The organism is Spirosoma endbachense, from assembly GCF_010233585.1.
Taxonomy (GTDB): Bacteria; Bacteroidota; Bacteroidia; order Cytophagales; family Spirosomataceae; genus Spirosoma; species Spirosoma endbachense.
The window spans coordinates 348,965-363,555 of record NZ_CP045997.1 but is presented as its reverse complement, the minus strand read 5'-3'; the positions used below and the strand labels follow the sequence as shown (position 1 = coordinate 363,555).

Here is a 14,591-nt window from a genome sequence, read left to right as displayed (position 1 = left end):
AATACGGCTGATTTCTTGAAACTATATCATTAGTAGGCCTATAAAGGTATTTACTCGCCGATGAAAAAAAATGGTTAACCTCCCCCTTGTAAGCTGGCAATTCGTTCTGGACTGTGATCTGCTGGTCCATAAATACAGAAGGCCCAGTCAACGACCGGGCCTTCTGTATTTACCTTTTAAAATCTATCAACGATTCTCAACCAATGCTTTAAACTCATCAACTGTCACATCCTGCGACACGATGGTTAGTTGCGTTTTTGCATAGTCAATGACTTTATCGTCATAAACCCGATTGAAGGTGCTCGTATAATTCTGACCGTTGTTCTTTTCATCCAGCAGATAATTCCGGGCAATACGGTCGATGGTTTGGTTCATCTCCTCGTTCTCGCCACCCGCGAAACCAAACTGCTCGCGAACCATCTGGCGCGTTACCTCAAGAACTTCATCGAACTCAACTTTGATGTCGGCTTTATAGGCGATTTTGTTCTTGATGAGTTGCAGTTTTACCGACTTTGTAAAGTCATCATACTGCTCATCAATCTGCTCCGGCGTAAACTTACCTTCGTTCACTTCCAGCAGCCAGTTTTTCAGAAACTCGTCGGGCAACAGGATCGGCGTATTGTCAAGCAGGTTCTTTTCGATATCTAACCGCAGCAATTGAGTCGATTCGCGACCGTAGTTACCCCGAATAATCTCAGCTACTTTTACGCGGAACTGCTCTTCCTCTTCAACCGCTCCGGCGCCAAGCACTTTATCAAAAAACTCCTGATTTAATTCGGCTGGCTCGTGGCGGGTAATGTCGTCAACCTCAAACGTGAATTCACCGGTCAGGTCACCAACTTCTTCTTTGCTTGCGCCGGTAGCTGTGGCACGAGCTTTCTCGTCCGGGAATGCGTCCTCTAATACGAACGTCACTATGTCACCTTTTTTCTTACCGACAAATTGACCTTTGGCCTCTTCAGCCATTTGGTTCATCGGGAAGGCTGTTTTTGCGGTAAACTCACCATTCAGTTGTTTCAGTTCGCCGTAGATGGTATCACCGTCGCCAACCTCTTCCCCATGCGCGTGGGTATGAAAACGTTGTTGCAGATCAGCGATGGTCGAATTAATTTCCGACTCACCAGCCTGTATTTCGTATTGAGTTACGCTTGGAAGGTCACTGAAATCGATATCAAATTCCGAAGCCAGACCGAGTGTATAGCTGAACGCGAAATCAGATTGGTTATCCCAGTCGATTGCATCCGCTTCGTCGCGGTTCGGAACCGGATCGCCAACAACCTGTAGTTTGTTTTCGCGAATATACTGGCTAACTGTTTTGCTCAGCATCGAGTTAATTTCATCCACCAGAATGCTTTTGCCATACATCTTCTGAACGAGCGATGCTGGCACGTGACCCGGACGGAACCCTTTCAATTGAACCTTACGACCGTAGTCTTTCAGTTTCTTATCTACTTCTGGTTTATAATCGGCCGGAGTCAGGACGATTTTCAGCGAAGCATTTGTGTCGCTGGCTTTTTCTAGGGTAATATCCACGTTTATATCGGTTTTAAATAATTAAAGAGCGAAAGAGCGAATGAGTGATAGAGCGCCTGTCCGTAAACATTTCACTCTTTCACTCTTTATCTCTTTCACTCTTTTAGCTATTTGTACGGGCGGAGGGACTCGAACCCCCATGCCTTGCGGCACCAGATCCTAAGTCTGGCACGTCTACCAATTTCGCCACGCCCGCGGCTCTGACGGTTGAAATTTTCCAGAGTTGGCTTCTCGTTACTGTCTCCACCAACGGTCAGCAAATTCGACTCTAAAACCCGTCAACTCGTGTTTTGGAGGTGCAAAAGTACAAAAGAATTTTAATTCACCAAGCAAATTCAGGAAGGATTTATTTTTAGTAAGTCTCTCGTCATTTTTAGATTATTATTTTGTTATCTTGGTAGTACGAGTACAACCGATAGGCAATTACCTGCAAAGACGCCAACCATGATGAATGCCACTGCCGAACCTGCCATTGATTTAGAGTTGGAGCGTCAGGAAATCCTGAAACGCTACCGACGCTTGCTGCGGGCGGCTAAGCCAATGTTGAAGGGCGATGACGCCAAACTGATTAAAAAAGCGTTTAACACATCTGCCGAAGCGCACAAGAACATGCGCAGGCGGTCGGGTGAACCGTATATCTACCATCCGCTCGCGGTTGCCCAGATTGCGGTTGAAGAAATTGGGTTGGGAACAACCAGTATCGTGGCGGCTCTGCTCCACGACGTCGTGGAAGATACCGATACGACCATTGCCGATATCGAACGGGCGTTTGGCCTCAAAGTAGCCCGCATTATTGATGGCCTGACCAAAATCTCAGGAATCTTTGAATACGGCACCTCGCAACAGGCCGAGAATTTCCGAAAAATGTTGCTGACCCTGTCAGATGATGTTCGGGTAATTCTGGTAAAACTGGCAGACCGGCTCCATAATATGCGGACGCTGGATTCGATGCCCCGCGATAAGCAGTTAAAAATTGCCTCCGAAACGATCTATATCTATGCTCCCCTGGCGCACCGGCTGGGTTTGTATGCGATCAAATCTGAACTGGAGGATCTGTATTTGAAACACGTTGAACCGGAAGCCTACAAGGACATCGCCAAAAAACTGCGCGAAACCAGGGTTGCCCGCGATCGGTTTATTGGTCGGTTTATCGAACCCATTGAAAAAGACCTGGCAGAAACGAAGATCAAGTATATAATAAAAGGTAGGCCAAAGTCCATTTATTCGATCTGGACCAAGCTGAATAAGTCGCAGAAACCGTTCGAGGAAATCTACGATCTATTCGCCGTTCGGATTATTCTGAATGTACCACCCGAAGAAGAAAAAGCCGCCTGCTGGCGTGCCTATTCAATCGTTACTGACCATTACAAGCCGAACCCCGATCGCCTTAAAGACTGGATCAGCACCCCACGCACGAACGGCTATGAATCGCTTCATACAACTGTTATGAGCCGGTCGGGCCAGTGGGTTGAAGTGCAGATCCGGACCGAACGGATGAACGAAATTGCGGAGAAAGGCTACGCAGCCCACTGGAAATACAAAGGAAACGATACGCAGACAGGTGCAGGGATTGAAGCCTGGATCAGTCAGGTACGCGACATGATCGAATCGGCAGGGAGTGGCGACAAAAAAGCTGCTATCGAATTTGTCGATGACTTTCGAAGCAACCTCTATAGCGAAGAAGTTTTTGTATTCACGCCGAAAGGTGACCTGAAAGTATTGCAGCGGGGAGCAACTGCGCTGGACTTTGCGTTCGACATTCACACCCAGATCGGGGCACGCTGTATGGCGGCCAAGGTCAATAATACGCTCGTGCCGCTTAGTCACGTTCTGCAAAATGGCGACCAGGTGGAAGTTATCACCTCCAATCGCCAGAAACCCAGCGAAGACTGGCTGCGTTTCGTTGTTACTTCCAAGGCCAAGACCAAGATCAAGGATTTAATCAAGGAAGATAACAAACGGTTCGTTACCGATGGCCGTGATCTGGTTCAGAAGAAACTACGGGTGTTGCGGATGGAAATGACCAATGAGACCATCAATCAACTCCGGGCTTACTTCGGCTCTAAAACCACCGATGATTTTTTCTATCGGGTGGGCAAAGGCCATATTGATGTACAGGAACTAAAGAAATTCAAATCTGACAAAGAAGCGAAGGAAAATCGCCTGAACAAACTCAATACCGATACGATTCAGGACGGGAAGTCGTTTACGAAAGAGCTTAAAAAAATTCATGGTGAACGGGCCGATGCCGATATGTTGCTCATTGGCGAAGACATGGACCGGATTGATTATACGCTCTCCAAGTGTTGTAACCCGATTTCGGGCGACGACGTATTCGGATTTGTAACCATCAATGATGGCATTAAAATTCACCGGGTTACCTGTCCAAACGCCGTCGAACTGATGTCGAACCACGGAAACCGGATTATCAAGGCGAAGTGGACTTCCCAGAAAGAACTGGCATTCCTGGCGGGTCTGCGAATTACAGGTACGGATCGGGTAGGCTTAGTGAACGATGTAACGCGGGTCATCAGCAATGAGCTGCATATCAATATGCGCTCGGTCACGATTGACTCAACAGATGGAATTTTTGAGGGTAATATTCGGCTCTATGTTCACGATACCGGTCACCTCGAAACCCTGATGCGTAAGCTTGAACGTGTTCAGGGCGTATTCGAGGTCGTTCGATTCGACTCGTAAACATCAAAATGATAAATAATAAAGGATGAATCTTCCCATAGATCATTCATAAGTTATCATTCATCATTCCTTTCACTATTTTTGCACTCTCAATAATCGGAACGGATATGGCTGCGCCGAAACAAACCAATTTAGAATCTGCCCGGACAATTTTCACGGCTTACCTGGAAAACAAGGGGCTTCGAAAAACGCCGGAACGATTCGCTATTCTGGAAGAGATTTATAACCGCCAGGACCACTTCGACGTGGATGAGCTGTATATCTCCATGAAGAATAAGAACTACCGCGTTAGCCGGGCCACAGTTTACAATACACTCGATGTGCTGGTAGACTGTGATTTGGTGACTAAACATCAGTTTGGTCGGAATCTGGCTCAATACGAGAAATCGTATGGCTACCGTCAGCACGACCACCTGATCTGCACGGATTGCCACAAGGTGATGGAATTCTGCGATCCGCGCGTTCAGAACATTCAGAGCATGGTCGGCGATATGCTAAAGTTTAATGTGATGCACCATTCGTTGATCTTTTATGGGGCATGTGCCCGCGATTTCTGCGAAAACAGGCAACAAACGGCCAAAGACATCCAGGGTGTTCAAGTACCTGTTGAAGGATAAAAATCGGTGAAGAGTTATGAATGATGCATGAAGGGTAGTCAGCTACTCATCGTTTATTTTCATTCATAACTCTTCATTATTTCTTTATGATGCATCATCTTGCCCAGCTTAACATTGCCCGAATGCACGTGCCGGATATCAATCATCCGATCATGGCCGACTTTGTGGCACAACTCGACCCGATCAACCAATTGGCCGAAGAAAGTGATGGGTTTGTCTGGCGGTTAAAAGGGGATGGCAATGATGCCACTGAGTTTCGACCATTCGACGATGAGCGTATTATTGTCAACATGTCGGTTTGGGAGTCACCGGAGCATTTACAGGCGTTTGTGTTCAAGAGCAGGCACACAGACGTGATGAAAGAACGCCGGAAATGGTTTGAAAAACCAGATCAGCTGATGACGGTATTGTGGTGGATTCCGGTTGGTCATATTCCCACAATTACGGAAGCCAAAGAACGACTTGAGCACCTTAATAAAGTTGGGTCGGGGCCGCAGGCCTTTACATTCCGCGACATTCAGCCAATGCCGGAGGCAATCGTTCCGTCAACTTTATAAATGATTGTACTATGAATGTTTATGCCGGGTTTATTGACTTCATTGTTGCAAACATTAAACCTGAACTTATTGCGGAATTTAAAGCATCGGAGGAAACTCATGATTACTTTTACAGTCTCCTAAGCAAAGAGAAAGCAGGTATTGCATCGGAAGAAGAACGAAAGAAACTAGATCAATTTCTACAGCTTGAGCATATACTTCGGATGACAAAGATTAAAGCCCGACAGTATGTCAAGCAGTAATTATGTTCCACTTACTGTCCGAAAACTGGTTGCTTTACGAGCCGGATATAGTTATGAATATTGCTTACTACCGGAAGCAGACTCGTTCATCGGATATGAAGTCGATCACATAATTAGTCTGAAACATGGGGGTTCCAGTAATGAAGCAAATTTAACATATTCCTGTCCGGATTGTAATCGAAATAAGGGCAGTGACATTGCTTCCATCGACTGGGAGACAATGCAGATTACGCGTTTTTTTTAATCCAAGAATGGATTTTTGGGCTGAACACTTTCGTTTATCAGGTGCCTTAATTGAGCCGGTTACGGTCATCGGAAAAGTCACCGTTATTATATTTAAGTTCAATGATGAAGAGCGGTCAAACGAGCGAACTCATTATCAATCTGACAATTAAATGGTAGATGTTTTATTAGGCCTCCAGTGGGGCGATGAAGGAAAAGGCAAAATCGTGGACGTGCTGGCGCCACAGTATCAGGTTGTGGCCCGTTTTCAGGGTGGCCCAAATGCCGGGCATACGCTCGAATTCAACGGATTCAAGCATGTTTTACACCAGATCCCATCCGGCGTTTTCCGGGATGATATCCTGAATATTATTGGCAATGGCGTTGTACTCGACCCCATCGTTTTCAGAAAAGAAATTGACGGGCTGGCTAAGTTCAATCTGGCACTGACGAAAAATCTCCAGATTTCGAAAAAAGCGTCAATCATTATTCCAACCCATCGTCTGCTGGATGCGGCCTATGAACAAGCCAAAGGAGAGTCGAAAATTGGATCGACGCTTCGGGGTATTGGGCCAACCTATCAGGATAAAGTGGCCCGACAGGGTTTACGTGTCGGCGATATTCTGTCACCTAATTTTCAGGAGAAATATGGTAAGCTGGTAGCCATTCATAAAGTCATACTGGAGCAGAATAATTTCGATTATGCTTCGGTACTTCCTCAGGCTGAAATTGATTTTTTTGCCGCGGTGGAGTTTATGAAGCAATTCCAGTTGACCGACAGCGAATATGAAGTCAATCAGGCTTTAAGTGATGGTCGCAAGGTGCTGGCTGAGGGTGCACAGGGATCACTGCTCGACATTGATTTTGGCTCCTATCCGTTCGTAACCTCGTCGAACACGATGACGGCCGGTGCCTGCACCGGGCTAGGTGTAGCTCCCCGTCAAATCGGTGAGGTCTTTGGAATTTTTAAAGCCTATTGCACCCGGGTTGGCAGTGGTCCCTTCCCTACCGAACTCTCTGATGAAACGGGCGAACGTATCCGGCAGGAAGGCCGCGAATTTGGTGCCACAACGGGGCGTCCCCGCCGGTGTGGATGGCTCGATTTGCCTGCCCTGAAATACGCCATTATGATCAATGGTGTTACCCAGTTGGTGATGATGAAAGTAGATGTGCTGAATATCTTCGATGAAATTCAGATTTGCACCCATTATCAGCTTCCCGATGGTACGACAACCGAGCATTTACCCTATGATCTTTGCGATACAGCGGTGATTCCGGTTTATAAATCATTCAAAGGCTGGCAGACTGATCTGGCGAATATTCATTCGTTCGATGAGATGCCGGCCGAACTGGCAACCTACGTCAGCTTCCTCGAAGAATCACTTGGGTTACCGATTAGTTTTATCTCGACCAGCCCCGATCGCGAAGCCATCATCTACCGGCAGGCAGTAGGCATTCACTGAGCTGTCTGCGATAGAGTATACCTTGCCAGCCTCACTGGATAAACAGAGGCTGGCATTTTTTATGTAATTTTGATCCATCAATTCGGTACTTTCCTACGTACATGGCTTTCCTTAACCCAACTCATAATCACTTCGACCGCCGGGGTTTTCTCAAAAAAAGCTCTCTGGCTACGCTTGCTACCCTGATTGGGACTGACATCGTCTTTGCTGATCGATTACCCCAACATTATCTCCCGCTGGCCTTCGAGGTTGATCCAATGGCCACAAAAAATAAAGGACTGGTCGTTTTGAACGATAAGCCCTGGAATGTTGAAACCCCCGCCCATCTACTCGATGATGCCATTACGCCCGCCGACAAACTCTTTATTCGGAATAATGGCCTGATTCCAGAAAAGATTGATCCGGAGACCTGGACACTAACCATTAATGGTGAGTCGGTTAAACAAGCCAAAACCTACAAACTTGACGACTTAAAGAAACGCTTCAAGCACTATACCTATCAATTGGTGCTGGAATGCGCGGGAAATGGGCGAGCCGGTTATTTCCCAAAAACGGCAGGAAATCAATGGACAGACGGGGGTGTCGGCTGTGCAGAATGGACAGGGGTTCGGTTAAAAGATGTTCTGGCCGACGTTGGCCTGAAAGATGATGCGGTGTACATTGGGTATTATGGAAAAGATCTGCACATAAGCCTCGACCCGAAAAAAGAAGTGATCTCCCGGGGCGTCCCGATGCGGAAAGCCCTTGAAGATGAAACGCTACTTGCCTGGGCCATGAATGGGCAGGATATTCCGCTGGTTCACGGCGCACCGTTAAGACTGGTCGTGGGCGGGTGGCCTGCGTCTACGTCCGGGAAGTGGCTGCATACGATAGCCATCCGCAACAAAGTTCACGATGGTGCCAAGATGACGGGCAAAAGTTATAAAGTGCCGATCAACCCTGTTGAACCCGGTGTTGATCCCCCCGAAGATCAGTTTCGGATTATTGAATCGATGCCCGTCAAATCGATTATCACATTCCCGCAAACGGGTGCTATGCTCACGAAAGGTCAATCGCTTACCCTTCGTGGCCATGCCTGGGCAGGCGACCGATCGGTGCGAGATGTAGCTGTATCGGTTGATTTTGGCGCAACCTGGCAAAAAGCCGACCTGAAACCGCCTAAAAACCGGCTTGCCTGGCAACAGTGGACGGCAGAAGTAAAGCTTCCTCAATCGGGCTATTACGAAATCTGGGCACGAGCCACCGACAGCGCCGGTGTAGCACAGCCAATGGTTATGCCCCAATGGAATCCGGAGGGATACTGTAACAATGCCTGCCATCGAATTGCGGTAAAAATTGGGTAACGAAAGCAACGGGATGAAAGCAAGCAACAAATTATTGGTACTCGTCGTCATTTTGGCAGGGCTATTATCGGCAACAGCACGTATTGGCTTATTAGCAAAATACCCTGAACACCAACCAGTCGTTCAGGTTGTGCATCTGGACTCAGTAAAAACCGATCCGGAGACCGGCCTTGCCGTCGATGATCAGTTCATGCTTGTGAAAGCTCAATGTACGGCTTGTCATTCGAGCAAATTGATCCTGCAAAGTCATTTTTCGCGGGACAAATGGATTGAACGCATCCGATGGATGCAGCGCACGCAGAAACTTTGGGATCTCGGTGAATCTGAGCCTGTTATTCTTGCTTATCTCGTTAAACATTATGGGCCAATTGAACGCCCGTTCGACGGTCGGCGCGAACCATTGAAGAACGTAAAGTGGCATAAACTGGAAACCGGACGATAACCATCAGCGAATGTCAGCAAAGAATTTTTATCAGACGCTTTACCAGAATGACCAGTTATTCCGGGTGGCCAATGACTCCTGGAATTTGGGGAGCGAGTCCTCCATACCAACCCAGGTAGCCGACGAAGTTATTAGCCTTTCGGAGGAAACCACTGATATACCTGTTTTACTGGCTAGTACTGACTTGCTGGCAGAACTTGATGCGTTGGCGGCTGCTCCTATACCCACTCCGGCAGCATCTACAACACCCGATATCATACCAGTACCAGCTAGTGAGACTGCCATTGCTCTTGAGGTAATTAGTGTGCCTGAACCTGTATCTGTAATTACGACACCAGAACCACTACCTCAGGTAAATCCACGCCCAACGGCTCCATCGGTTACACCCCCGATTCAGCAAGTCCGGATGCCCCAACTCAACCACAAAGTTTTGTTATTGGCCGATGAAGAACTGGATCCCAGCAATCTGCTCTTTCTGGAGAAAATTCTGAAGGCCGTCAATCTTAATATCGACGGGGTAGATTTACTGAACCTGCACGGCGCTCGTGACCTCGACTTTGCTGAGCTGGTTCAGGATAAAAAGATTCATCACTTCATAACCTTCGGTGTTCCCTTCAATCGTATTCATCTGGATATTGCGATGGATCGATACCTACCCATTCGTTTTTTTGGCATAACGTTCCTCATGGCTGACTCGCTTCCTACCATCGAAGCCGATCAGAATCTTAAGAAGCGGCTTTGGGGTGCTCTCCAGCGAATATTTTTACAGCGCTAACTGGCTAATTACCTATTCCCGGCACCCGTTGGAAGGATGGTCTTCTATCTCGTTGAGCAAACCAGATAGTGTGAACAGTTGCCAGTTATCCAAATTCCTATTCTAGTAAATTACCAAGGAGACCGTTTATCGTTCTAGCTGGGAGTTAATTCCAGAATAGATGTCAACAGGCGATTTATCGGCATTCCGCTCATCATTCTTCGGTGTGTATAATTGATTGATATTTGTATTATTGGGGCACTATTCGCGTATTTACCACCGTTTCACTAGTACCCATTGTACCCACCAACCCATTTTTGGGTTTGACTAATGACGTTTATCAAACGCCTTCGCTCGCTTTTTGTGCCCATCCCAGCGCCAGCCCGCCCGGTTGCTGTACCTGTTATCAAGAAACCTAATGTACCTGAATTACTGAGCCAGCCTGAAATTCAGGCGACTCTGTATAAAACACCTCCCCTATTCATCTCCAATGAGCCATTACCCTATTGGCTCACCAGCGAAGAATCATTGCGTGATGAAGGCGTATTATTCGGGTTGGCCGATGCTCAGCCTACGGAGAAAGTCGCCGAAATCCGGGCACATTTCGAGCAGCAGGCAATTCCGCTCGATAAACAACGCAACCAATACATCGAAAAAATTGGCGAATTAAATTTGCTGATTGGGCAGCGTGAAAATCGCATTCTGGTGCTGCAAGACCAACTAAAAAGTGTAAGTGACCGTCAATCTACACCCAACGGCCTGCTTCGAACGACAGTAAGCCTTATGCTGGCAATCGGTATGAGCATTGGAACATTTTACCTGATTGACGAAACCCTGGAGCCAGCCTATCCAAATCACTGGATTTCTATTGGCGTGTTTCTGGCAGGTATGTTCAATTTATTCGGTCGCACATCGTTTTTTTATGAGGAAAGTACACTCCTGACCAGTCGACGGGTGATTGAAGAAATAGGATTACCGCTGGCAACGTCGGTATTTGTACTGTCGCAAGCCCTGAAAACACAGACCGTATGGCAGGCGGGAGCCTTATTTATTTTTGTATTTTTCCTATTTCTACTAGCGGGGAAACTGCTTTTTAGCACAGTAACCCTTCTACAAAATGGAATCAGTATTAGTCAGGCAAATCGCCAGTTGTTAGTTGACAAACAACAGAATTTGCCCGTTTGGGAAGCCGAGATCGAACGGCTTGATCAGGAGATTGATAGCATCCGAACGCAAAAATGGCCCGTTGTTACAGCCCTGACTACTTTGGAAACTGATCTGGCCAGATTGAACACCAGGCGCGATCAGCTTGTTAATCTATTTATGAGCGAGTATGAACTCGCTCGCAGTATCCGCAACAGGCTCTCAGAGCAACAGCGGGAATCAATGTTTAACGAATTATGAATGATGAATAATGACTTATGATACTTAATTTCTATTCAATACTTAACTCATACCTAGTGCGCTAAAATCATCATTCATAGTTTATTATCTTACTTATTTATGGAACCAACAAACAATCCCGACTTTCAGCATGGCTATACAAGTGGTGTTGAAGGTGTTAACCGGGAAACATACGAAGGATATCTGTCAAGTCAGGTCAATACAGACTGGCTTCAGGATCGAATTCAGGAAAAGCGAACGGAAGTAACGGATTCTGACCGTCAGTTGGCGGATGCAATCGAAGCCCGTCGTACGGCTTATGCCGAATTGCAAAACCACGCCCTTCAGGTTGAACGCCTGGACAAGCAGGTTAAACAACGCGAATCCGACCGGCTGGCGCTGGAAGCGGACCGCGACAACCTCCGCGAACGCCGAACGAAAGCAGCTCCCGACTATTCACTGTTAGCAGGTCTCTTGTTTCTGGTTGCCGGAATTTCCTTTTTGGCGGGTGATCTGATTATTTCGCATGAGATTGTGGCCTACGCGCTAAACATTCGCAATACCAACGAAGCCTGGGCATTTGCAGTTGGTCTGGCCATGGTATCGATTCTGCTAAAACCTGCTTACGACCGACTGATCGAAAAGCCATACCAGGAAAACCCAGAGAAAAATCGGGGCAAATACGAGCGTTTCAAAATTGCACTGGCTCTCTTTTCAGTGCTGACGCTTGCCGTACTAGGTTGGTTCCGTTATGAAGCCTATCGCACAGACCAACTCAAAGCAGCCATTAATAAATCGGTTCGTCAGCTTCAGCTAAATACCGATCCCACAGCCGCTACGCAGACGCTCAGTCCGTCGACACTGAGTAAAATTGAGCAGCAATTAAGTGAATCGAGCGAATTGAATCTGGCGCTTGTCAATAGCCCGTGGGCATTGTTATCATTCGTTTTAAGCGGAATTCTGTTTGCGCTGGCCGGTGCTGTTTGCCTGGGTATCGCGTTGCCGGTACTAGCTGCTTTCTGGTTCCGATGGCTACAAGCCGATGTTAAGCTATGGAAACTACGTCGACGAATCAAACGACTAAATCAGGAAATAGCGCCCCTGGATGCGCAACTGGCCGAACAACGGACACAACAGAACGTGCTTCAACACAATCTGGATCTGCTACCAATTCTTGACGAATTAAAAGAAAAACGCCAGTCGGCCGCTGATGAACTGAACGAGCTACTGGCTGAATTGAAACTAGCCCAGACTGATAGTCGCATCAGCAACTTTAACGATGGGTATGGACAGGGCGAAGCGACCCGTACGGGTTTGAGCGACGAAGAACAGCGGCAACTTCGCAAGGAGATGCTTTCACTTCAGAATGGCAACCGGGTCAATGGCAGTAATCGGCCCGGCGAACCACGCCCAAATGGTGCCAATCCGGATAAAAATACCAACGGTAAAACGCAGGGATTACGGCCCTATCAAACAATCCGGAAGTTTCTGTCGGATGACATGTAGACCTACATAAAAAGCTTAAAAACGCTCGCTTACCTCAAACTGTAAGCGAGCGTTTTTGCTTTAATACTTGCAAATGGTTTTAACAATGCCTAAACATTTCGATAATTCTCGATATATAGATCTATATTTGCAGTATGGATATTCTGAAAGTGAATGCAGCCCTTTCTAACAATGTCAGGTTAGAAATTATGAAGTGGCTTAAAGAACCAGCGGCTAATTTCCCCCCTCATGTTGAGGTGGAGGGGTTTGATGATGGCGTCTGTGTGAAAAATATTCAGCTAAAGACAGGCCTATCGCAGTCAACCATTTCGCATTATTTATCGGTGTTGCAGGAGGCTGGACTTGTCATTCCAACAAGGCACGGCAAGTGGACCTATTATCGAAGAGATGAAAAAAATATTAAAGCCTATCTTACCCAACTAGTTTTAGAATTATAATTTTTAACACTTTTACATCAATAATTTCACCATACATGGAACGAATTAATTACTATATAGTCGATGTTTTTGCTTCCAATAAATACGAAGGAAATCAGTTAGCTGTTTTCCTGGACCTGGAGAATCGGTTATCTGAAAAACAAATGCAGCAAATTGCCAAAGAGATAAACTTTGCAGAAACCACTTTTATCAAAGAAAATAAAAATGATAGTCGATTTGCAGTCAGGATATTTACGCCTGACCATGAAGTTCCGTTTGCGGGTCATCCTTCAATAGGAACCAGCTATGTTATTTCGAAATTTCTACTAGCTACCAGAACACCAAAACTAACGTTAGAATTAGCTCATTGTGATCTGGAAATTTCAATTCCTGAACCCAATAATCTCGACGAAAGCATCGTCTATATGCGACAGGCTCAGCCTGAATTCAGAGATACATTTACTCACCAGGAGATTGCAGAAGGGCTTGATATTGAACTCTCTAGCTTAGACCTTTTGCTTCCCATTCAGGAAATTAGTACGGGGCTCCCTTACATTTTAGTCCCGCTTAAAAATTTGGCAGCCATGGAAAGCCTCGACCTTACTTATCAGGCATTTAAAGATTTCCTGATATCAAAAAATAAGTACAGGACGAATAGCAAAACTGGCCATTCAACTTCGTTGTTTTTCTTTACAAAAGAAGCGTATGAAACCGGCAATTCATATAATACGAGAATGCTCTTAATTGAAAATAACAAACTATCCGAAGACGCTGCTACGGGAAGTGCAAATGGGTGTTTTCTTGCCTATCTGTTAACCCATGAGGGCGCAGAAATTAATGTGACTGTAGAGCAGGGTTTTCAAATGGGCAGGAAATCCTATTTATATCTCAATGGAAACGTACAGGATGGTCATTTTGAAATTAATGTTGGTGGAAAAAATAAATTAATTTCAGAAGGAGTCTGGTATTTTTAGGGCTAGTTTGTTGATTTGATTCAACTTGAAATTATATTGGTCGCGGTATCTGGCAATCTTTTCTGGGTTTCATTGTGTACAAAGCGCTGGACTGGAATTACTCCATGAAAGGTTTGTAAAAATCCAAAATAAAATACCAACATAAGTATATGGGAAACCCATTAGTTGTCATTTACTAAAAATACGATCCTCTTACTTATTGAATTTCATTTGTTTTTTATATTTTTTTAACTTACTTCATAAAATAGTTGCTTTATCCCTTAACTTTTCGCAAAAATGGAACAACTCTTTACTGGCTCTTTCACCAAACGCTTTCAATTAAACAGCCTAGAAACAAAGTCCCGCCAGGCAAATAAGACTCGGCTTGACAACCTAAGAACGCCAACTTTCTAACTGTGGCCTGGGCTGCTACCGCTACGACTCATCCTGCATTAAAGTT

General features: G+C 46.0%; 14 protein-coding genes and 1 tRNA gene. 13 read left to right on the top strand and 2 right to left on the bottom strand.

Annotated features, from left to right (window positions below):
* Positions 1 to 186: 186 nt before the first annotated feature.
* Positions 187 to 1,533 carry a trigger factor gene (tig, locus tag GJR95_RS01360; protein ID WP_162384177.1) on the bottom strand — a complete coding sequence of 449 codons (1,347 nt, stop codon included), beginning with the start codon at positions 1,531 to 1,533 and terminating at the stop codon, positions 187 to 189.
* Positions 1,534 to 1,647: 114 nt separating this feature from the next.
* Positions 1,648 to 1,729 (bottom strand) — tRNA-Leu (locus GJR95_RS01355).
* A 251-nt stretch (positions 1,730 to 1,980) separates the two neighbouring features.
* Between GJR95_RS01355 and GJR95_RS01350 the strand changes: the two genes are divergently transcribed.
* The 13 genes from GJR95_RS01350 to GJR95_RS01290 all read left to right on the top strand — a co-directional run bounded on the left by GJR95_RS01350 (position 1,981) and on the right by GJR95_RS01290 (position 14,152).
* Positions 1,981 to 4,233: a RelA/SpoT family protein gene (locus tag GJR95_RS01350; RefSeq protein ID WP_162391521.1), complete on the top strand. Its 2,253-nt coding sequence runs from the start codon at positions 1,981 to 1,983 to the stop codon at positions 4,231 to 4,233.
* 107 nt (positions 4,234 to 4,340) lie between these two features.
* Positions 4,341 to 4,850, top strand: coding sequence for a Fur family transcriptional regulator (locus GJR95_RS01345; RefSeq protein ID WP_162384176.1), 510 nt, complete (start codon positions 4,341 to 4,343; stop codon positions 4,848 to 4,850).
* 86 nt (positions 4,851 to 4,936) lie between these two features.
* On the top strand, positions 4,937 to 5,407 hold the full coding sequence (locus GJR95_RS01340; RefSeq protein WP_162384175.1) for a DUF3291 domain-containing protein: 471 nt from the start codon (positions 4,937 to 4,939) through the stop codon (positions 5,405 to 5,407).
* Between the two features lie 11 nt (positions 5,408 to 5,418).
* Positions 5,419 to 5,649, top strand: a complete 231-nt coding sequence (locus GJR95_RS01335) for a hypothetical protein (protein ID WP_162384174.1) — start codon at positions 5,419 to 5,421, stop codon at positions 5,647 to 5,649.
* Positions 5,636 to 5,893 (top strand): HNH endonuclease, encoded by a 258-nt coding sequence (locus GJR95_RS42725; protein WP_198424798.1) that lies wholly within the window; start codon positions 5,636 to 5,638, stop codon positions 5,891 to 5,893. The genes GJR95_RS01335 and GJR95_RS42725 overlap by 14 nt, the downstream gene beginning before the upstream one ends.
* A 151-nt stretch (positions 5,894 to 6,044) precedes the next feature.
* Positions 6,045 to 7,334, top strand: coding sequence for an adenylosuccinate synthase (locus GJR95_RS01325; RefSeq protein WP_162384173.1), 1,290 nt, complete (start codon positions 6,045 to 6,047; stop codon positions 7,332 to 7,334).
* Between the two features lie 101 nt (positions 7,335 to 7,435).
* Positions 7,436 to 8,677, top strand: coding sequence for a sulfite oxidase (locus GJR95_RS01320; protein WP_162384172.1), 1,242 nt, complete (start codon positions 7,436 to 7,438; stop codon positions 8,675 to 8,677).
* Positions 8,678 to 8,690: 13 nt separating this feature from the next.
* Entirely contained in the window at positions 8,691 to 9,119 is a 429-nt protein-coding gene (locus GJR95_RS01315) for a hypothetical protein (protein WP_162384171.1), read from the top strand.
* A gap of 10 nt (positions 9,120 to 9,129) precedes the next feature.
* Entirely contained in the window at positions 9,130 to 9,894 is a 765-nt protein-coding gene (locus tag GJR95_RS01310; RefSeq protein ID WP_162384170.1) for a hypothetical protein, read from the top strand.
* A 309-nt stretch (positions 9,895 to 10,203) separates the two neighbouring features.
* Positions 10,204 to 11,277, top strand: a complete 1,074-nt coding sequence (locus tag GJR95_RS01305) for a hypothetical protein (protein ID WP_162384169.1) — start codon at positions 10,204 to 10,206, stop codon at positions 11,275 to 11,277.
* A gap of 99 nt (positions 11,278 to 11,376) precedes the next feature.
* A complete protein-coding gene (locus tag GJR95_RS01300) occupies positions 11,377 to 12,762 on the top strand; it encodes a LapA family protein (protein ID WP_162384168.1) in 1,386 nt (461 codons plus the stop codon).
* A 134-nt stretch (positions 12,763 to 12,896) separates the two neighbouring features.
* On the top strand, positions 12,897 to 13,199 hold the full coding sequence (locus GJR95_RS01295) for an ArsR/SmtB family transcription factor (RefSeq protein WP_162384167.1): 303 nt from the start codon (positions 12,897 to 12,899) through the stop codon (positions 13,197 to 13,199).
* Positions 13,200 to 13,234: 35 nt separating this feature from the next.
* The gene (locus GJR95_RS01290) at positions 13,235 to 14,152 is read left to right on the top strand and encodes a PhzF family phenazine biosynthesis protein (protein ID WP_162384166.1); all 918 of its coding nucleotides are present in this window, start codon (positions 13,235 to 13,237) and stop codon (positions 14,150 to 14,152) included.
* Positions 14,153 to 14,591: the final 439 nt, after the last annotated feature.

Bases quoted from the DNA above. Each gene is read 5' to 3' on its own strand.
- GJR95_RS01350 (WP_162391521.1), top strand. From the start codon at position 1,981: ATGAATGCCACTGCCGAACCTGCCATTGATTTAGAGTTGGAGCGTCAG.
- GJR95_RS01345 (WP_162384176.1), top strand. From the start codon at position 4,341: ATGGCTGCGCCGAAACAAACCAATTTAGAATCTGCCCGGACAATTTTC.
- GJR95_RS01340 (WP_162384175.1), top strand. From the start codon at position 4,937: ATGATGCATCATCTTGCCCAGCTTAACATTGCCCGAATGCACGTGCCG.
- GJR95_RS01335 (WP_162384174.1), top strand. From the start codon at position 5,419: ATGAATGTTTATGCCGGGTTTATTGACTTCATTGTTGCAAACATTAAA.
- GJR95_RS42725 (WP_198424798.1), top strand. From the start codon at position 5,636: ATGTCAAGCAGTAATTATGTTCCACTTACTGTCCGAAAACTGGTTGCT.
- GJR95_RS01325 (WP_162384173.1), top strand. From the start codon at position 6,045: ATGGTAGATGTTTTATTAGGCCTCCAGTGGGGCGATGAAGGAAAAGGC.
- GJR95_RS01320 (WP_162384172.1), top strand. From the start codon at position 7,436: ATGGCTTTCCTTAACCCAACTCATAATCACTTCGACCGCCGGGGTTTT.
- GJR95_RS01315 (WP_162384171.1), top strand. From the start codon at position 8,691: ATGAAAGCAAGCAACAAATTATTGGTACTCGTCGTCATTTTGGCAGGG.
- GJR95_RS01310 (WP_162384170.1), top strand. From the start codon at position 9,130: ATGTCAGCAAAGAATTTTTATCAGACGCTTTACCAGAATGACCAGTTA.
- GJR95_RS01305 (WP_162384169.1), top strand. From the start codon at position 10,204: ATGACGTTTATCAAACGCCTTCGCTCGCTTTTTGTGCCCATCCCAGCG.
- GJR95_RS01300 (WP_162384168.1), top strand. From the start codon at position 11,377: ATGGAACCAACAAACAATCCCGACTTTCAGCATGGCTATACAAGTGGT.
- GJR95_RS01295 (WP_162384167.1), top strand. From the start codon at position 12,897: ATGGATATTCTGAAAGTGAATGCAGCCCTTTCTAACAATGTCAGGTTA.
- GJR95_RS01290 (WP_162384166.1), top strand. From the start codon at position 13,235: ATGGAACGAATTAATTACTATATAGTCGATGTTTTTGCTTCCAATAAA.